This is a genomic window from Roseateles sp. GW821-FHT09H10 (assembly GCF_059415865.1).
This window is the reverse complement of the sequence record NZ_JBWKOB010000003.1, coordinates 84155-101154: the sequence shown is the minus strand read 5'-3', so window position 1 is coordinate 101154 and position 17000 is coordinate 84155. Positions and strand designations below refer to the sequence as shown.

Sequence of the window (17000 nt, the reverse complement as noted above, 5' to 3'; positions counted from 1 at the left end):
ACCGAAATTCGAAACCACCCTGGAGCCCTCAAGATGAACACGCTGAAGACCGCCATCGCCACCGCCCTCATCACGCTCGCCTCTGGCGTGGCCCTGGCGCAAAACCCGACCCCGGCTGCTGCCACCACCGCCCCCGCCGCCGCCAAGGCCACGACCACGGCAGCCGTGGCAACGCCGGCCGCCACGACGGTGGCCCAGGCCACCACCGCGACGGCGACGCCCGCTCCTGCAGCTGCCACCACGGCCGCGAAGGCCGCTCCGACCACGACCGCCGCCGCGATGCCGGCCGCCACCGCGCCGGCCGAAGCCGCCAGCGCCGCCAAGCCGGCCGTGAAGCATCACGCCAAGAAGCATGCGGCCGTCAAGGCCGAGGCCGTCGCCAAGACCGAGACCAAGACGCAGTAAGCGCAACAGCGCTCCGCGCAGGCCGCAGCTCGCAAGGGCTGCGGCCTTTTTCGTTCCAGGGCACCAGCAAGTTGTGAACTGCGTCGCGAACGGCCTCGCCAACCCCCGCGTCGAGGCGTGTCGCGCTCGAGGGCCGATTCCTAGACTGGCGGGCTATGCAGTTGTCCCTCACCCGCTCCGTGCGCGGCCTCGCGCTGTCCGCCGCCTGCTTCGCCACCGCCGCCCATGCCAGCCCCATCAGCCTGGGTCTGGATGCCAGCCTCAACCTGCTGGCCTTCGGCAACATGAACGTCGGCAGCAGCGACGTCGAAGGCCGCGTGGCCGTCGGCGGCAACGCGACCATCGGCGCGTATTCGATCAACACCAAGACCGGCTCCAGCGCGCTGTACGGCGGCACCGGCTTGACGGTGGGCGGCAACCTCGATTTCACGAGCGGCTCCATCTGGGGCGGCGCCATCGTCGGCGGCAGCTACACGCCCCATGCCTCGGGCACCGTCATGGGCGGTGTCACCCAGGGCCAGGGCTTTGGCTTCGCGAGCGAGTACCAGCGCCTGAGCGCGCTGTCGTCTTCGCTGGACTCGCGCGCCAACACCGGCATGGCCGTGGACCAGTGGGGCACCCTGCACTTCAATGCCGCGGGCCTGTCGCTGGCCATCTTCGACATCCAGGCCGCCGACGCGCTGAAGAACATGCAGATCGACGCGCTGGCCGACGGCGCCCAGGTGCTGATCAACATCCACGGCACGGCGGTCGACTTCGGCAACCACGGCTACACCGGATTCAACAAGGGCCAGGTGCTGTTCAACCTGCCCGAAGCCGCCAGCGTCATGCTCAACGGCGGCATCAATGCCTCGCTGCTGGCGATGAACGCCAGCGTCGGCCAGGGCTGGGGCCAGATCAACGGCCAGGTCGTCGTGAAGGACTGGAACAGCAGCGTGCAGGTCAATGACGCGCCCATGCCCAACAGCCGGTCCAACCAGCTGCAGCGCCTGCCCGAGCCGGCCTCGCTGGCCCTGGTGGCGCTGGGCCTCGCGGCGGCAGGCATCGCCCGCCGCCGTCGCGCCTGATCAGCGGATAGGCGCCATCTCCCTCAGCGCTTTCACGGCGCCGGCGCCCATGGCGGCGCCGAAGCGCTTGGCCAGGCGCTCCGCGACGTTGTCGCGCGGCGTGTAGTCGATGACGTCCTCGGCCTTGACGACCTCGCGGGCGACGTAGTCGAGATTGCCGAAGCGGTCAGCCAGGCCCAGCTTGACGGCCTGCTCGCCATTCCAGAACAGGCCCGAGAAGATCTCCGGCGTTTCCTTCAGGCGCTTGCCGCGGCCTTCGCGCACGACGGCGATGAACTGCTGGTGGATCTGGTCGAGCATGGCCTGCGCATAGCCGCGCTGCTTGGCCGTCAGCGGGCTGAACGGATCCAGCATGCCCTTGTTCTCGCCGGCGGTCAGCAGGCGGCGCTCGACGCCGACCTTGTCCATCAGGCCGGTGAAGCCGAAGCCGTCCATCAGCACGCCGATGGAGCCGACCACCGAGGCCTTGTCGACATAGATCTCGTCGGCCGCCGCGGCGATGTAGTAGGCCCCGGAGGCGCAGATCTCCTCGACGACGGCATAGACCGGCTTGTCGTACTGCTTCTTCAGCCGCAGGATCTCGTCGTAGACGATGCCGGCCTGCACGGGGCTGCCGCCAGGCGAGTTGATGCGCAGCACAACGGCCCGGGCCGCGTCGTCCTTGAAGGCATCCTTCAGCGCGGCCAGCAGCAGCTCGGCGCTGGCCTCGGTGTCGGCGGCGATCTCGCCACGCACCTCGACGAGGGCCGTGTGGGGCGCGGTCGTCGGCGTGACGTGCTTGCCCTGCAGCCACAGGCTGTAGGCCAGCAGGGCCGCCAGCGTCAGCCAGAAGAGGCGGAACACGGTGCGCCAGCGCCTCTCGACACGCCTCTCCTGCAGGAACTCGCGCGCCAGCTGGGCCAGCACGGTCTCATGCTGGGCCGCCACGAGGGGCGGCGGCGCGGGCACGCCCACGGGCTCTTGCGTCGGAGGCGGCAGGGAATCGTCGGAGGTGGAGGTCATGTCATCGTTTCCGTTCTGAATTTGCGGGCCGAGCGCCGGGCCGCTCCTAGCCGGCCCGCGTAAGGCGATGTGCTTGCCGGTCAATCCGGCAAGCATCGCCGTCCCCGCGGGGGACCGACCAGGTTTGCGCGCGCTCAGCGCCGCAGGACTGGGCGAGGGGCTGCTTCACTTCAGCCTTCGAAAGCAGGTTTGGTGTCGCGCGTGGGGTGCCAGAAGACTTCACCGTCGCGCTCGGTCAGCTCGATCTTGGTCAGCCGGCCGCGGTTGCAGGGGCCCATCAGGCATTGGCCGGTCAGCGGGTCGTAGACCGCACCGTGGATGCTGCACATGATGAAGCGCTTGTCGTGGTCGAGGAATTCGCCTTCCTGCCAGTCCATCTCGGTGGGCACATGGGCGCAGCGATTCAGATAGGCCACGGCCTGGCCGTCGAAGCGCAGTGCGAAAGCACGTACATGCTCGCGCCACTGGATGACGTCGAAGCTGACCGCCTTGCCGCGCTCTTCCAATTCGGCGGAAGCACAAAGGCGTTGCAGAGGTGCGATCTCGGGTTCAGGCATTGGCGATCAGCCAGTCGTGCAGCTCGCGCGTCGAGTGGGCGACGAAGAGCGGCTTGAACTCGGCGAAGGTCTCGTGGTCGTGCGCGCCGAAGCTGACGGCCACGCAAGGCACGCCGGCGTTCATGGCCAGCTGCAGGTCGTGCGTGGTGTCGCCGATCATCAGCATGCGCTCGGGCTCGGTGCCGAACTCGCGCATCAGCTCGTTGAGCATCTGCGGATGCGGCTTGGAGCGCGTTTCGTCGGCGGTGCGGCTGCTGTCGAACAGATGGCCCAGTTCGCTGGAGGCCAGCACCCGGTCCAGGCCCACGCGGTTCTTGCCGGTGGCCACGGCCAGCCAGTGGTGGCGGGCCTTCAGCGCCTCCAGCATCTGCAGCGTGCCGTCGAACAGTGCCAGCTCATGCTCCGAGGCGAGATAGTGGTGGCGATAGCGCAGGCCGAGTTCCGGATAGCGATCCTCCGCCAGCCCGGGCACCGCATGCTCCAGCGCATCGCGCAGGCCCAGGCCGATGACGTAACGGCAGTTGTCGAAGTCGGGTTCCGGCAGGCCGATGTCGACGGCGGCACGCTGGATGCAGCGGGCGATCAGCGCGGTGGAATCGAACAGCGTGCCATCCCAGTCGAAGGCGATCAGGTCGAAGCGTTGGGGGCGGGAGGTCATGGAGAGATTGTCGGCGGTGGCGGCGTCGGTCTGGCGGGTCTCAGGGCTTGGCGACCGGTCGGAAGCGCGATGCCGAACCCGGTTCAGGTTCCAGCTTGCATTGCCAGGCACGCACCTCCTGGCCCGGCACGAACAGCGACTGGACGGCGGCCATGTCCTTGGTGATGCCCGCTTGCTGGAGAGCGCCCCAGATCACCTGGTAGCGGTCCGCAATTCCACCGTCTTCCGGCACCTTCTCGCAAAAGGCCCCCACCAGGACCTGCTCCAGGGGATTGCAGGCGTCGAATGCCTGCGGCGGCGAATAGGGCGTGGCAATGCCACGAGACCAGTTCTCGAAATGGGGCCTCAGGCCTTCGAACTCGTCCTCCAGTGCCGCGGCTCTCTGGAAGGCGTCTGCGACGAAGCAGGTCTTCGCCGGGCCGGCCGCATCGATGAGTCGATCAAAGGAATCCAGCTCGCCGCGTCTGGAAGCCGCGCTCAGCAGCCAATGCGGCCCCGGCCCGCCGGCGATCATCGGCTGCCCGCCAAACTGCATCATCAAGCCGGGCTGCAGCAGGCGCTGCTCGATCACGGCCCAAGGCAGGCCACCAGAGCCCAGCTCATGGGCCTGGCGGGCGCGCTCTTCAAGGGTCAGTGGCGCCAGGGCCCAGCGGCGCCGGAATCGCTCCACTTCGGCGTCCTCCGCCTGCGCCCACAGATTGAGCAGCCACCAGCGCTGGCCTTTGGGCGATGTGGTCGCCAACGCCTTCTCGGCCAGCCAGTGATAGAGCTCCGGATGGCGCGTGCAGCCCGAGGACTCGGCGCACAGGGCCGCGGTCGCCAGCGGCAGGGCCAGGCTCAACCTGCCCTGCTCCGACAAGCGCTGCCAGAAGGCCGGCAGCCTGGGCTCGACACCTTCGACATGGCGCCCCAACTCGTCAGCCCATGTGAAGGCCTGCGATCCCTCTCGCAGGTCACACCAGACATCGTCGTCAGCGCCCACGTCGGCCAGCAGCATGCCGCGGTGCCGCGGGCGCGCCGTGTTCTCATGGCGCAGGGGTTTCATTTCCACCGTCAGCTTCAATCCGAGGCGATCCAACCGCTTCTGGACGACCGCGATCCGGCGCTCGGTCATTGACCTCTCGACGCCTGCGGCCGGCAACACGTGCACGGCCAGTGCTTCGGCCGAGCACTGCCCGGCAAGCACGGCCAGTTCGTCCAGGGCAAGCAGCCCTTCGCGCGTCAGGCGGTCCGTGCGGGCTTCGAACTGCAGGGCAATGGCGGCCGGGGGCGAGATCGAATAAGCGCAGGCGGCCGAGCCTCCCAGCGCGGCCGCGACGACGCAGATCACCCGACCCACCTTCTCGATCGCCCGCCAAAGCTTCATACGCCCCCCGCCACCAGATGCTGACAATCGACCGGCAGCGGCGCCTCGCAGGTCACCGCCTCCCCGGTCGCCGGATGCTGGAACTGCAGCCGCCTTGCATGCAGGAACATGCGATCAAACTTCGCCGCGCCACGCGCCAGCTCACGGTTCTTCTCGAAATCACCGTATTTGGGGTCGCCGACGATCGAGTGGCCCGCCTGCTGCAGGTGCACGCGGATCTGGTGGGTGCGGCCGGTCTTGATGGTCACGTCCAGCAGGCTGAAGCGCGGCGTCTTCTGCATCACCTTGACCAGGCTGATGGAGCGCTTGGCCTCCTCTTCGCCTTCCTTGCCCGGCCTGACCCAGCGCTCACCGTCGCTGCCGACGAACTTCACCAGCGGCACGTCGATGACCTTGAGCTTGGCCGGCCAGTCGCCCCAGACCAGCGCTGCGTAGGTCTTGCCGGTCTCGCGCTCCCGCAACTGGTCCTGCAGATGGACCAAGGCGCTGCGCTTCTTCGCGATCATCAGCAGGCCCGAGGTTTCCTTGTCCAGGCGATGCACCAGTTCCAGGAACTTGGCGGTCGGCCGCGAGCGGCGCAGGGCCTCGATGACGCCGTAGCTCACGCCCGAGCCGCCATGCACGGCGACGCCGGCCGGCTTGTCGATGACGAGCAGGTGCTCGTCCTCGAAGACGATGGGGAATTCGCGCGCGGGTGCGGCGGGCGCTTCGGCTCTCTCGGGCACCCGCACCGGCGGGATGCGGACTTCGTCGCCGATCTCCAGCCGCGTGTCGGCCTGGGCGCGCCCCTTGTTGACCCGCACTTCTCCCGCGCGGATGACGCGGTAGACATGGGTCTTGGGCACGCCCTTGAGCTCGCGAAGCAGGAAGTTGTCCAGGCGCTGCCCGGCCGATCCTTCGTCCACGATGACGCGCCGGACTGCGGGTTTGTCCGTACTCACGGCGGCTGCCGACCCCGTGGCAGGGGCGGTATTGCCTGCCCCTATAATCCTTTTCACCACGTTGCTGCCGTAAGTGTTTGATTCTTTTGATTTTAGCGGCGACAACGCGGGGCTCGACGGGCTTGCCCCTCGGGTCACAACAGGCGATGCAACGCATCCTGCGGCCGACAGGCAGTTTCCCCAAGTGAAACGGCGGTTGGCGGCGCGGTGTGGCAGAGCGATGACACCCGGAACCCACCCGGCCTCTCTTCCATGGCTAACAGCCCAAAGAGATCCGGTTGCCGAACAAGGTTTTCACGGCGCGAGAACGCGCGGTACCCACCGCAACAGCTCGCGCCAGCTTCCAGCCCTCCTTCGCGGATGAGCCCCTTCCTCCCCCACCCGATGCGCCCCGCCGCGCGACCCCAGCCAGAAGCTGCGGTGGTCGTCCGGCCCTGCGCGTTCGCGTTCACGCGCGGCTGGGTCGAGGCAGAGCTTCCCTGCGACATGACGGCCCGGTCGCATGCGCCAACGCCGCTCGTCGTCTGACCTCCGTCAGAAACCCGAGCGGTCCAGGGCACTCCTTCCACGGTTCCACGCTGTCGCTCGTGCGTCTTGAACGCCACCTTTGGGTGGCATGACGTGGCGCGTTCCCGCACGGGACGCGCGAAGGAGTGATGACATGAAACGCATGCTGATCAATGCGACGCAGCCGGAAGAGCGGCGCCTCGCGATCGTTGATGGCCAGAAGCTGCTGGACTTCGAAACCGAAATCGAAGGCCGCGAACAGCGCAAGGGCAATATCTACAAGGCCGTCGTGACGCGGGTCGAGCCTTCGCTCGAGGCCTGCTTCGTCGACTACGGCGAGGACCGCCACGGCTTCCTGCCGTTCAAGGAAATCTCGCGCCAGTTCTTCCGCGAAGGCACCGACGTCAAGAACGCGACCATCAAGGACGCGATCAAGGAAGGCCAGGAACTGCTGGTCCAGGTCGAGAAGGAAGAGCGCGGCAACAAGGGCGCCGCCCTGACCACCTTCGTCTCGCTGGCCGGCCGCTACCTCGTGCTGATGCCCAACAACCCGCGCGGCGGTGGCGTTTCGCGCCGCATCGAGGGCGAGGACCGCGAGGAGCTGAAGGAAAACCTCGACCAGCTCGAGTACCCCAAGGGCATGTCCCTGATCGCCCGCACCGCCGGCATCGGCCGCTCGGCGCCGGAGCTGCAGTGGGACTTGAACTACATGCTCAAGCTCTGGACCGCGATCGATGACGCGGCCAAGGGCGGCAAGGGCGCCTACCTGATCTACCAGGAATCCAGCCTGGTGATCCGCGCCATCCGCGACTACTTCACGTCAGACATCGGCGAGATCCTGATCGACACGGACGATCTGTTCGAGCAGGCCCACCAGTTCATGAACCACGTGATGCCCGACCAGGGCCATCGCGTGAAGCGCTACCGTGACGACGCGCCGCTGTTCAGCCGCTTCCAGATCGAGCACCAGATCGAGACGGCCTTCAGCCGCACGGTGAACCTGCCCTCGGGCGGCGCCATCGTCATCGACCACACCGAAGCCCTCGTCTCCGTCGACGTCAACTCCGCCCGCGCCACCCGCGGCGGCGACATCGAAGAGACCGCCACCCGCACCAACCTCGAAGCGGCCGATGAAATCGCCCGCCAGATGCGCCTGCGCGACCTCGGCGGCCTCATCGTCGTCGACTTCATCGACATGGAGGAGAGCAAGAACCGCCGTGACGTGGAACAGCGCCTGCGCGATGCGCTGCGCCAGGACCGCGCCCGCGTGCAGTTCGCCTCCATCAGCAAGTTCGGCCTGCTGGAAATGAGCCGCCAGCGCCTGCGCCCGGCACTCAGCGAAGGCAACCACATCACCTGCCCGCGCTGCAACGGCACCGGCCACATCCGCGACACGGAAAGCTCGGCGCTGCAGATCCTGCGCATGGTCCAGGAAGAGGCCATGAAGGACAACACCGCCGCCGTGCACGTGCAAGTGCCGGTGGAAGTGACCTCCTTCCTGCTGAACGAGAAGCGCACCGAGATCACCAAGATCGAACTCAAGCAGCGCGTCACCGTGCTGCTGGTGCCCAACAAGCATCTCGAGACGCCCAACTACAAGCTGGAGCGCCTGCGCCACGACGACCCGCGTCTGGAAAACCTGCAGGCCAGCTACACCATGATCGAGGAGCCGGACGACGAGGTGGGCATCACCCGCCGCGACGCCGGCGACAAGAAGAACAAGCAGGAGCCGGTCATCAAGGGCATCCTGCCCGAGCAGCCCGCGCCGCTGCCGGCCCCGGCGCCCGTAGTGGCGCCTCCGCCGCCGGTCGCCATCGTGGCGCCGCCTCCGCCGGCTCCCGAGGCCAAGGGCTTCTTCAGCCGCCTGTTCAGCTTCTTCGGTGGCGGCGCGCCCGCCCCGGCACCCGTGCCGGCCGTCGAGGCCAAGCCCGCAGCGCCGGCCACGACCGACAAGCCCAAGCGCGAAGGCGGCCGTGACGGCCGCCGCGACGGTGGCCGCCGTGGCGAACGCGGTGAGCGTGGCGAGCGCGGTGAACGCAACGAGCAGCGCGGCCAGGGTGGCCGCCGTGACGGCAAACAAGGCGAAGGCCGTGGCGACCGCGCTGAGCGTGGCGATCGCAAGCCGCGCGCCGAGGCTGGCGACAAGCCCGAACAGCAGCAGCGTCCTGAGCGCGGCGAGCGTGCCGAACGCGGTGAGCGTGGTGAACGTGGCGAGCGCCAGGAACGCGGCGAGCGCCGCCCGCGCGGTGAGCGCCAGGAGCGCCCGCCGGTCGAAGCTGCCCAATCCATCGCCGCACCGCTGAGCGAAGACCTGGCCGCCGTCCATGACGCGCCGCCGGCCTTCGTCGACAGCCAGGCCGAAGCCGCCCTGCCCCCGACCGGCGACACGCCGGCCGGCGAAGAGCGCCAGGGCCGCGGCCGCCGCCGCCGCCGTGGTGGCCGTGACCGTGACGACCAGGCAGCGACCCCTGCCGAAGGCGCCGCGGAAGCCGGCACGGACGCACCTGCCGAAGCCGCCGCTGAGGCCGCTCCGGCGGTCGAGGGCGACGACGCCGGTGAAGGCCATGGCCGCGACGGCCGTCGCCGCGGTGGTCGCAACCGCAATCGCAACCGCCGTGAGGAAGGTGCCGTCGAAGGCCAGGAGGCCGCAGCAGCCGAGCAAGACACCGCCGAGCCAGCTGCGCCCGTGCAGAGCTCGCTGATCGAGCACGCGATGGCCAGCACGGCCGCGCCTGCCGCGCCGATCGCAGCACCGGCACCCATCGTTGCACCGCCGCCGCCCGCTCCGGCGCCCGCACCCGTCGTCGAGGCCTTCAAGCTGCCCATGGGTGATCTGCAGGCCATCGCCGAAGGTGCCGGCCTGCAATGGGTCAACTCCGATGCCGACAAGATCGCCGCCGCCCAGGCCGCCATCGCCGCCGAGCCCGCACCGGCCCCGCTGGGCCGCGAGCCGGCGCCCGTCGTCGTCGTCGACGAGGGCCCGCTGGTGCTGGTCGAGACCCGCAAGGACCTGAGCCAGGTGAAGCTGCCGTTCGAGGCCTGATCACCGCCCTGTAGTGCCCTCCCCGAACGCCGCCGGCCACAAGCCGTGCGGCGTTTCTCATAGCCTGAACACGAGGCCCCCATGACGAAGACCGTCACCGCCGACGCCGCCACCGCGGCCCAACCCGCGGCCAAGATGCCGCCGCAGATCCCCTACATCATCGGCAACGAGGGATGTGAGCGCTTCAGCTTCTACGGCATGCGCAACATCCTGACGGTGTTCATGATGACCAGCCTGCTGCTGGCCATCCCCGAGGACCTGCGCAAGGCCGAGGCCAAGGAGGTCTTCCACACCTTCGTCATCGGCGTCTATTTCTTCCCGCTGCTGGGCGGCTGGCTGGCCGACCGATTTTTCGGCAAGTACCCGACCATCTTCTGGTTCAGCGTTCTCTACTGCTGCGGCCACGCCTGCCTGGCGATCTTCGAGAACAACATCAAGGGCTTTTATTTCGGCCTCTTCCTGATCTCGCTGGGCTCGGGCGGCATCAAGCCGCTGGTGACCAGCTTCGTCGGCGACCAGTTCGACAAGAGCAACCGCTCGCTGGCCCAGAAGGTCTATGACGCCTTCTACTGGATCATCAACTTCGGCAGCTTCTTCGCCTCGCTGCTGATGCCCATCGTGCTGAAGAGCTACGGCGCCAGCGTCGCCTTCGGCCTGCCGGGCCTGCTGATGCTGCTGGCCACCATCATCCTGTGGAGCGGCCGCAAGAAGTATGTGCACCAGCCGCCCCGCGGCGCCAACCCGCACAGCTTCCTGAAGGTGGTCTGGACGGCGCTGAAGGCCGGCGGCCTCGGCATGGGCGTCGCTGCGCTGGGCCTGCTGCTGGCGGCCTACAGCCTGAGCCAGATTCCCAGCCTGGGCATCGTCGCCGGTGTCTGCCTGGCCCTGGTGCTGGTGATGGGCTTCGGCGGTGTGGGCGCCGCCCTGCAGCTGGACCGTGCCCGCGGCATCCACCCGGATGAAGCCGTCGACGGCGTGCGCTCCGTGCTGCGCGTGCTGGTGCTGTTTGCCCTCGTCACGCCGTTCTGGTCGCTGTTCGACCAGAAGGCCTCGACCTGGGTGCTGCAGGCCGACCAGATGGCCAAGCCCGAGTGGTTCCAGTCTTCCATGATGCAGGCGCTGAACCCGCTGCTGGTGATGATCCTCATCCCCTTCAACAACCTGGTGCTCTACCCGTCGCTGCAGCGCATGGGCCTGAAGGTGACGGCGCTGCGCCGCATGGGCGCGGGCATCGCGCTGGCCGGCGCGGCCTGGATCGTCGCTGGCGTGCTGCAGCTGTGGCTGGACGAAGGCAGCACGGTCAGCATCGTCTGGCAGATGCTGCCCTATGCCCTGCTGACGCTGGGCGAGGTGCTGGTGTCGGCCACCGGCCTGGAGTTCGCCTACAGCCAGGCGCCCTTGTCCATGAAGGGCACCATCATGAGCTTCTGGAACCTGTCGGTGACGGTCGGCAATCTGTGGGTGCTGCTGTCCAACGTCAGCATCAAGAGCCCCGCGGCGCTCGGCGCCATCAAATCCACCGGCTACAGCGAGACGGCCTGCCTGATGTTCTTCTTCGCCGGCTTCGCGCTGGTGGCCGCGGCGCTGTTCGCGCTGGTGGCCCGGCGCTACCCGATGTTGAACAACTACCGCAATTGACACCCGGCGGTGAATAGCCACCTTGGCTTGAGCATCCGCCTCAGTAAGCTGCGCGGCACATGACAGACGCACGCAATCCCCGCCCCTACGTCGATCCCACGCTGGTCGACTACGACAAGCCGCGCGCGGCCCCCGAGCCGGCCCCTGAGCCAGCCGCCTGGCAGGAGTCATCTCACCGCCCGCGGCCAGCCAGCGCGCGGCCGGCGCGCAGCCGCGTCGCCAAGGAAGCCCGGCGCGGCTATTTCGCCCGCCACTGGCATGGCGAGATGAGCCTGGTGCGCAGCTACTGGGTCAACAACATCGTCGTGGCCATGCCGCTGGCCTTCCTGCTGACGGGCCTGATGACCTGGATCAGCGTCAAGGGCGACTCGCTGCAGGTCAGCGCCATCGTGCTGCTGGTGGGCGTCCCGCTGCTGATGTCGCTGGATGTCTGGTGCATCGTCGGCGCCTGGCGCGCGGCGACCAACTACCTGCGCGACGGCGGCTCGGGGCTGTGGGGCTGGCTCGCGCGCATCACGATTGCGCTGGGCACCCTGCAGCTGGGCCTTTCCATCCTGCTCGGCTTCCTGCCCAGCCTGGGCCAGTACTGGTCGATGGCCCGGGGTGTCGACCCGCTGGGCCAGGCCAAGTTCACCTTCTCCGCCGATGGCCGCAGCCTGCGCCTGGACGGCGTCATCGGCATGGGCGACGGCGAACGCCTGCGCCAGCTGCTCGCCAGCGAGGCCGCCAAGGACATCAAGCGCGTGGAGCTGGCCTCGCCCGGCGGCCGCGTGCGCGAGGCCGAGCGCATGGCCACGGCCCTGAAAGCGCGCGGCCATGCCAGCCGTGCCGTGGGCACCTGCGCCAGCGCCTGCACCCTGGTCTTCCTGGCCGGCCAGCCGCGCCACATGACGGGCACCGGCGAACTCGGTTTCCATCGCGCCTCCACCGGCACCTACAACCCGGTCTTCGAGGAGCTGGCCAACCAGCAGCTCGCCAAGACCTACACCGAGCTGGGCCTGCCCCAGCCCATGATCGACAAGACGCTGAGCACGCCTTCGCGCAGCATGTGGTTCGTGCCGCGCGACGAGCTGATCTCCTATGCGCTGATCGCGCCGGCCCCGACGACGCTGGCCGTGCCGCTGCCGGCCGCCAATGCCACGCTGGCCGACTTCGACGACGCCCTGCACCTGCACCCGGTGTGGGAGGCGCTGGACAAGCGCTCGCCGGGCCTCGTGGATGACCTGGCCAAACGCATGCTGGCCGTCCACCAGTCCGGCGCCAGCGAGGAAGAGGTGCAGGCCACACTGCTGTCGCCACTGGCCCGCCAGATGCCCGAGCTGCTCGGCGGCACCGACCCCATCCTGCGCCACCGCTATGTGCAACTGGTGTCCGACCAGCTGAAGGCCCTGCGCACGCCACCGGCCGGCGTGGCCCCCGGTGCCTGCCGCGATCTGCTGGATGGTCGCCTCGGTGTGCGCCAGCAGCTGCCCGAGGCTCTTCAGGTGCGCGAGGCGCGATGGGTGAAGGAAGCCGCCGACGGCACACCCGCGCGCCGTCAGGCCAAGCCGCCCAGCACCATCGAGATCGAGGTGCTGGAGCGCACCGTAGGCCCGACCGCCATGGGCATGCTGTCCCGGCTTTGGACGGACGCGCCCGACGCCGCCAAGCCCGCTGCCGCGGCGAGCTGCGATCCCGTCATCGCGATGCTGGACCGGCTGCAGGGCCAGACGCCGGCACGCCGGGATCTCGCCGAGCGCCTGCTGTTCCAGCCAGCGCGCTGATCAGGGTGCGGCTCTACGGGGCCGCCTTCTCCACGACGACAAAGGCGACGGCATAGTCCTGCTCGTCGCTGACCGTCACATGGGCGCGCAGGGCCCGCGCCGCGAACCACTCGGCCAGGGCGCCATGCAGGGCGATCTCGGGCTTGCCGCTCTTCGCCTTGACGACCTCCATGGCCCGCCAGGTCATGGGCATGCGCATCCCCATGCCGATGGCCTTGGAGAAGGCCTCCTTGGCGGCGAAGCGCGTCGCCAGATAGGCCTCGCCGCGCGCCTCCACCTTGGCCAGGCGTTCGCGGAACACGGCCAGCTCATGCGGCCCCAGCACCTTCTCGGCAAAGCGCTCACCGCGGCGCGCCAGCGTGGCGCGGATGCGGCGGATGTCGCAGACGTCGGTGCCGATGCCGTAGATCACTGATAGGCCGTCGCGATGACGCGCAGATAGGTCCGCACGGTTTCCGCGTAACCCATCTCCAGCGCGTCGGCGATCAGCGCATGGCCGATCGAGGCCTCCTGCACACCGGGCACATGGCGCAGGAAGACGCTGAGGTTGTCGCGGTTCAGGTCATGGCCGGCGTTGATGCCCAGCCCCACCTTGATGGCCGCTTCGGCGGTGGCGGCAAAGCCCGCCAGCACCTCGGCCTGGCGCTCGGTGCCGAAGGCGCTGGCGAAGGTCTCGGTGTAGAGCTCGATGCGGTCGGCGCCCAGTTCGGCCACGGCAGCCATCGCGGCCGGGTTCGGGTCCATGAAGAGGCTGACGCGCACACCCAGCTCCTGGGCCTCCCGGATCAGCGGCTTCAGGCGCTCCGCGTCCTGCGGCAGCGTCCAGCCATGGTCGGAGGTGAACTGGTCTTCGGAATCGGGCACGAAGGTGACCTGGTGAGGGCGGTGCCGGCGCACGAAGTCCATCAGGTTCTGGGTCGGGTTGCCCTCGATGTTGAACTCGGCCTGGGGCCAGTCCTTCAGGAAGGCGGCGAGGTCGTCGACATCGCCGGTGCGGATATGGCGCGCATCGGGCCGCGGGTGCACGGTGATGCCCTGGGCACCCGCCAGCAGGCATTGCTCGGCGGCACGCAGCACGCTGGGAATGCCGAGGTGGCGGGTGTTGCGCAGCAGCGCGACCTTGTTGACGTTGACCGAGAGGGCGCAGCGCGCGCCGGCATGGGCTAGCGGGTTCATCACCCACATGGTAGCCCTGTGCCGCTCAGCGCGCCGGCGTGGTGCTCAGCACCATCAGCAGGGCATCGCGCCCCTCGCCGAGAGCGGGCAACCAGACAACGGCAAAGCCACGCCCGGCATCGCCCGAGGCCGTGAAGCGCTGCTGCCAGGCCGGGTTGCCGGTCTCGACCCGGCCGGCGCTGGCGGCCAGTTTCCAGGCCGGCTTGGCGGCCCGCTGGTAGTGGCCCAGCACCAGCTCCCAGGCGGTGTCGCCGGGCAGCCGGTAGAGCTGGGTGTCCACGGCAGGCGCCTGCAGCAGGCGGCTGACCGTCACGTTGGCGCGGCGCGCGGCGGACAGCGAGGGTTCGCCGAAATGGTCCCAGTCCACCGCCCTGGCGGTGGCCGGCGGCGGGGGCAAGGTCGTGGGGGGGGCGGAGACGGCGGCGGCGCTCATCATCAGCAGGCCGAAGCCGGCCAGCAGGCGCCGGCGGCAGGCCGGAGCGGCAAGGGGCGGGAGCTCATGCCTTGGCATGTTCGCGGGTGACGATCCAGGTGCCGTTGAAGGCGGCGCCGGCGCCGCTGCTGGCGGCCTGCTCCAGGTCGGGGCGGCCATTGGGCAGGGTGCGCGTGGTCGCGGTGGGCACGAGGGCCCAGAATAACTTGTCGTCGGCGCTGACCTGGTCGCTGATCTTGGCGTCCATGGCTGCCTTGACGCCGAACTGCGTCCACTCCTTCAGCACGGATGCGGCAATGCCGACGCCCGGATGGGCGCGGCCCGCCGTCTTGTCGACGACGGTGAGCACGCTCTTCAGCGTCGCATTGATGAGGTCGCCCTGCTCCTTGGCGTCCTGGGTGATGTCCTTGACCGCAGCGCTGACCGCGCCGGCGTAGTAGCCGGCCGTCTCGGCGTTGACGAAGCGCTTGCCGCCGCCGGGTGCGTCAATCTGGGCCTCGAAGCGCGCGGCCGGGTTCTCGTTCTTGGCGTTGCCCAGGGAGATCTGCGCCTGGATCTCGCCCAGGGTGCCGAAGTCCTTGGCGTTCAGCGAGGCCTTCAGATAGGAGGCCAGCGCCGAGCCGTTGGCAGTCTCGCGGTTGGCGGCCAGCTCGCGCATGACGCCATTGGTGTCGCTGAGGATGAGCTGGCCCATGCTGCGCCGCACGTTCTCGGCGGCGTCGCCGCGGCCGCGGGCGGCCAGGTCGGTCATGACGCCCGCAGCATCGGCAAAGACGCGCGCCTTGGTGTCGGCGTCGCTGATGCCGCTGGCGACCTTGAGCAGCTGCTCCAGCGGCTTGGTGTCGGTGAGCACGGCACCGGTGCCGCCGCCCATGCCGCCACTCACCCGGAGGACCTCGTTGGTGGCGGACTTCAGCACCGCCTGGCGCTGTTCGGGCAGCAGGCCCTGCAATGCCGTTTGCGCGGTGGCTGAATCCATGCTGCCGATGACCTCGGCGATGGCGCGGGCCTGCGGGTCGTGCAGGCGCGACTCGTGCATCGTGTCGATGGCGGTCTGGTCGGTCGAGGCGCCGGCCAGTTGCTTGACGAAATCGAGCTTGGTGGCGTTGCTGCTGTGCTGGCCGACGGCGGCAGCCAGGGCCGTGATGTTGTCGTCGGACAGCAGGCGATCGCGCGAGGTCTGGCGGCCGGTGGTGCGGTCGAAGGCCTGCGACAGCTGGGCCAGGCCGGCGCCATCGAGGTCGCGAGCCATCTCGTTGAAGAAGTCGCGGCGCTCGCCCTGGCTCAGCCCGCCATTGCCGAACCACGAGTCGTCGTTCATCTCGTCGGCGATCTGGCGCAGCTCGTCCTTGCCGAGCTTGGCGATCACCGCGCGGCTGTCGGCCGCGTCCAGGTTGGACAGGATGGACTTGACGCTCTTGATGTCGCCGTTGGTGACGGGATTGAACAGTCCCGACTCCATGTGGTGGCGGATGTCCTTGACGGCGGTGTCGACGGTATTGGGCGGCATGGGGGCTCTCAGATGGACTGCAGGGCACCGGGGACGGGCCCGGCTCGTGCAGCGCATTCTTCGCAGCCGGCGACAGCGCCGAAAGCTGCGTCTGGCCCTAGCCGAGCACCAACCCTAGCTGCGGCTGGCCCTAGCGCCGTCCAGCAGCTGCTGGACATCGACCATCAGCGCGCGGGTGCGCAGCGCCTGGTGGCCGAGATGGAAGTGCAGCAGGCCGCGCAGCGTCGTCTTCAGGGCCGCGGGTGCGGCCGAGCAGGCCTGGCGCAGGGCCGCCGGGCTGCCGTGCAGCAGCGCCGCCTGCAGCTGGATCAGCAGGGCGCCGGGCAGATGGGCGTCGCCGGTGGGCGGGATGAGGCCGGACTCGGGCGAGAGCTGGTATTTGCGCGCCGGCTCGATGGGCGCCTGGGTGGGCGTGACGACGCTGAGGTCGGGCAGCAGGCCCAGTTCGGCCAGCAGCTTGATCTCGAAGGCCCGCAGCGCCACATCGCCCTCGGCCAGATGGGCCAAGGTATCGGCATAGGCGTCGAAGAGCCCGGGATGCGGGTCGTGTCGGGCCAGCAGCTTGAGGAGCAGCTCGTTCAGGTAGTAGCCGGAGAACAGCGCGGCGCCGCCGGGCAGGGTCGCGCCACCGCCCCATTCGGCGCTGCGCAGTGTCTGCACCTCGCCGCCGTCCGCCTTGGCAGGCTTGCTGAGACTGACCGTGATGCGCTGCAGCGGCAGCAGCACGGCACGCAGCTGCGAATAAGGCCGCTTGGCGCCCTTGGCGGCGACGGCGATGCGGCCGGATTCGCGCGTGAACAGGTCGAGGATGAGGCTGGACTCGCTCCAGTCGTGCTGGTGCAGCACATAGGCCGGCTGAGCTGGCGCCCCTCGCCCGGCGGGTACGCCGGACGGTCCCCCGGGGGGACGCGGGCCTGCTTGGGAGCGGCCCGGC

15 protein-coding genes are annotated in these 17000 nt (G+C 69.1%); 5 read left to right on the top strand and 10 right to left on the bottom strand.

Annotation, left to right across the window (positions count from 1 at the left end):
- Positions 1-33 precede the first annotated feature (33 nt).
- Together AC07OY_RS16135 and AC07OY_RS16130 are read left to right on the top strand one after the other, a co-directional pair.
- On the top strand, positions 34-405 hold the full coding sequence (locus AC07OY_RS16135; protein WP_495043624.1) for a hypothetical protein: 372 nt from the start codon (positions 34-36) through the stop codon (positions 403-405).
- 155 nt (positions 406-560) lie between these two features.
- A complete protein-coding gene (locus tag AC07OY_RS16130) occupies positions 561-1472 on the top strand; it encodes a choice-of-anchor A family protein (protein WP_495043623.1) in 912 nt (303 codons plus the stop codon).
- On the opposite strand, the gene AC07OY_RS16125 is transcribed toward AC07OY_RS16130, so the two are convergent.
- From AC07OY_RS16125 to AC07OY_RS16105, 5 genes are all read right to left on the bottom strand, one after another.
- Positions 1473-2474, bottom strand: a complete 1002-nt coding sequence (locus AC07OY_RS16125) for a S49 family peptidase (RefSeq protein WP_495043622.1) — start codon at positions 2472-2474, stop codon at positions 1473-1475.
- 170 nt (positions 2475-2644) lie between these two features.
- A complete protein-coding gene (locus tag AC07OY_RS16120; RefSeq protein ID WP_495043621.1) occupies positions 2645-3031 on the bottom strand; it encodes a Rieske (2Fe-2S) protein in 387 nt (128 codons plus the stop codon).
- Positions 3024-3689, bottom strand: coding sequence for an HAD family hydrolase (locus AC07OY_RS16115; protein ID WP_495043620.1), 666 nt, complete (start codon positions 3687-3689; stop codon positions 3024-3026). Before AC07OY_RS16115 ends, AC07OY_RS16120 begins: the two co-directional genes overlap by 8 nt.
- A gap of 40 nt (positions 3690-3729) precedes the next feature.
- On the bottom strand, positions 3730-5055 hold the full coding sequence (locus AC07OY_RS16110) for a hypothetical protein (RefSeq protein ID WP_495043619.1): 1326 nt from the start codon (positions 5053-5055) through the stop codon (positions 3730-3732).
- Complete coding sequence (locus AC07OY_RS16105; RefSeq protein ID WP_495043618.1) at positions 5052-6053, bottom strand: RluA family pseudouridine synthase; 1002 nt, start codon at positions 6051-6053, stop codon at positions 5052-5054. Before AC07OY_RS16105 ends, AC07OY_RS16110 begins: the two co-directional genes overlap by 4 nt.
- 604 nt (positions 6054-6657) lie before the next feature.
- Between AC07OY_RS16105 and AC07OY_RS16100 the strand changes: the two genes are divergently transcribed.
- The 3 genes from AC07OY_RS16100 (at position 6658) to AC07OY_RS16090 (ending at position 12947) form a co-directional block, all read left to right on the top strand.
- On the top strand, positions 6658-9546 hold the full coding sequence (locus AC07OY_RS16100) for an Rne/Rng family ribonuclease (RefSeq protein WP_495043617.1): 2889 nt from the start codon (positions 6658-6660) through the stop codon (positions 9544-9546).
- Positions 9547-9627: 81 nt separating this feature from the next.
- A complete protein-coding gene (locus AC07OY_RS16095) occupies positions 9628-11184 on the top strand; it encodes a POT-type proton-dependent oligopeptide transporter (RefSeq protein ID WP_495043616.1) in 1557 nt (518 codons plus the stop codon).
- Positions 11185-11243: 59 nt separating this feature from the next.
- Entirely contained in the window at positions 11244-12947 is a 1704-nt protein-coding gene (locus AC07OY_RS16090) for a COG3904 family protein (RefSeq protein WP_495043615.1), read from the top strand.
- Positions 12948-12960: 13 nt separating this feature from the next.
- Here AC07OY_RS16090 and acpS read toward each other — a convergent pair whose 3' ends face one another.
- From acpS to recO, 5 genes are all read right to left on the bottom strand, one after another.
- Positions 12961-13359: a holo-ACP synthase gene (gene acpS, locus AC07OY_RS16085; protein ID WP_495043614.1), complete on the bottom strand. Its 399-nt coding sequence runs from the start codon at positions 13357-13359 to the stop codon at positions 12961-12963.
- The gene (locus tag AC07OY_RS16080; RefSeq protein WP_495043613.1) at positions 13356-14123 is read right to left on the bottom strand and encodes a pyridoxine 5'-phosphate synthase; all 768 of its coding nucleotides are present in this window, start codon (positions 14121-14123) and stop codon (positions 13356-13358) included. The genes acpS and AC07OY_RS16080 overlap by 4 nt, the downstream gene beginning before the upstream one ends.
- A 25-nt stretch (positions 14124-14148) precedes the next feature.
- Positions 14149-14634, bottom strand: a complete 486-nt coding sequence (locus AC07OY_RS16075; protein WP_495043612.1) for a hypothetical protein — start codon at positions 14632-14634, stop codon at positions 14149-14151.
- Positions 14621-16066 carry a hypothetical protein gene (locus AC07OY_RS16070; RefSeq protein WP_495043611.1) on the bottom strand — a complete coding sequence of 482 codons (1446 nt, stop codon included), beginning with the start codon at positions 16064-16066 and terminating at the stop codon, positions 14621-14623. The genes AC07OY_RS16075 and AC07OY_RS16070 overlap by 14 nt, the downstream gene beginning before the upstream one ends.
- A gap of 114 nt (positions 16067-16180) precedes the next feature.
- Positions 16181-16912 carry a DNA repair protein RecO gene (gene recO, locus AC07OY_RS16065; RefSeq protein ID WP_495043610.1) on the bottom strand — a complete coding sequence of 244 codons (732 nt, stop codon included), beginning with the start codon at positions 16910-16912 and terminating at the stop codon, positions 16181-16183.
- Positions 16913-17000: the final 88 nt, after the last annotated feature.

What these genes read in the sequence shown, in the direction of transcription:
- AC07OY_RS16070 (WP_495043611.1), bottom strand. Translation starts at nt 16,066, where the DNA reads ATGCCGCCCAATACCGTCGACACCGCCGTCAAGGACATCCGCCACCAC.
- AC07OY_RS16130 (WP_495043623.1), top strand. Translation starts at nt 561, where the DNA reads ATGCAGTTGTCCCTCACCCGCTCCGTGCGCGGCCTCGCGCTGTCCGCC.
- AC07OY_RS16115 (WP_495043620.1), bottom strand. Translation starts at nt 3,689, where the DNA reads ATGACCTCCCGCCCCCAACGCTTCGACCTGATCGCCTTCGACTGGGAT.
- AC07OY_RS16135 (WP_495043624.1), top strand. Translation starts at nt 34, where the DNA reads ATGAACACGCTGAAGACCGCCATCGCCACCGCCCTCATCACGCTCGCC.
- AC07OY_RS16120 (WP_495043621.1), bottom strand. Translation starts at nt 3,031, where the DNA reads ATGCCTGAACCCGAGATCGCACCTCTGCAACGCCTTTGTGCTTCCGCC.
- AC07OY_RS16075 (WP_495043612.1), bottom strand. Translation starts at nt 14,634, where the DNA reads ATGCCAAGGCATGAGCTCCCGCCCCTTGCCGCTCCGGCCTGCCGCCGG.
- AC07OY_RS16090 (WP_495043615.1), top strand. Translation starts at nt 11,244, where the DNA reads ATGACAGACGCACGCAATCCCCGCCCCTACGTCGATCCCACGCTGGTC.
- AC07OY_RS16110 (WP_495043619.1), bottom strand. Translation starts at nt 5,055, where the DNA reads ATGAAGCTTTGGCGGGCGATCGAGAAGGTGGGTCGGGTGATCTGCGTC.
- AC07OY_RS16095 (WP_495043616.1), top strand. Translation starts at nt 9,628, where the DNA reads ATGACGAAGACCGTCACCGCCGACGCCGCCACCGCGGCCCAACCCGCG.
- AC07OY_RS16100 (WP_495043617.1), top strand. Translation starts at nt 6,658, where the DNA reads ATGAAACGCATGCTGATCAATGCGACGCAGCCGGAAGAGCGGCGCCTC.
- AC07OY_RS16125 (WP_495043622.1), bottom strand. Translation starts at nt 2,474, where the DNA reads ATGACCTCCACCTCCGACGATTCCCTGCCGCCTCCGACGCAAGAGCCC.
- AC07OY_RS16080 (WP_495043613.1), bottom strand. Translation starts at nt 14,123, where the DNA reads ATGAACCCGCTAGCCCATGCCGGCGCGCGCTGCGCCCTCTCGGTCAAC.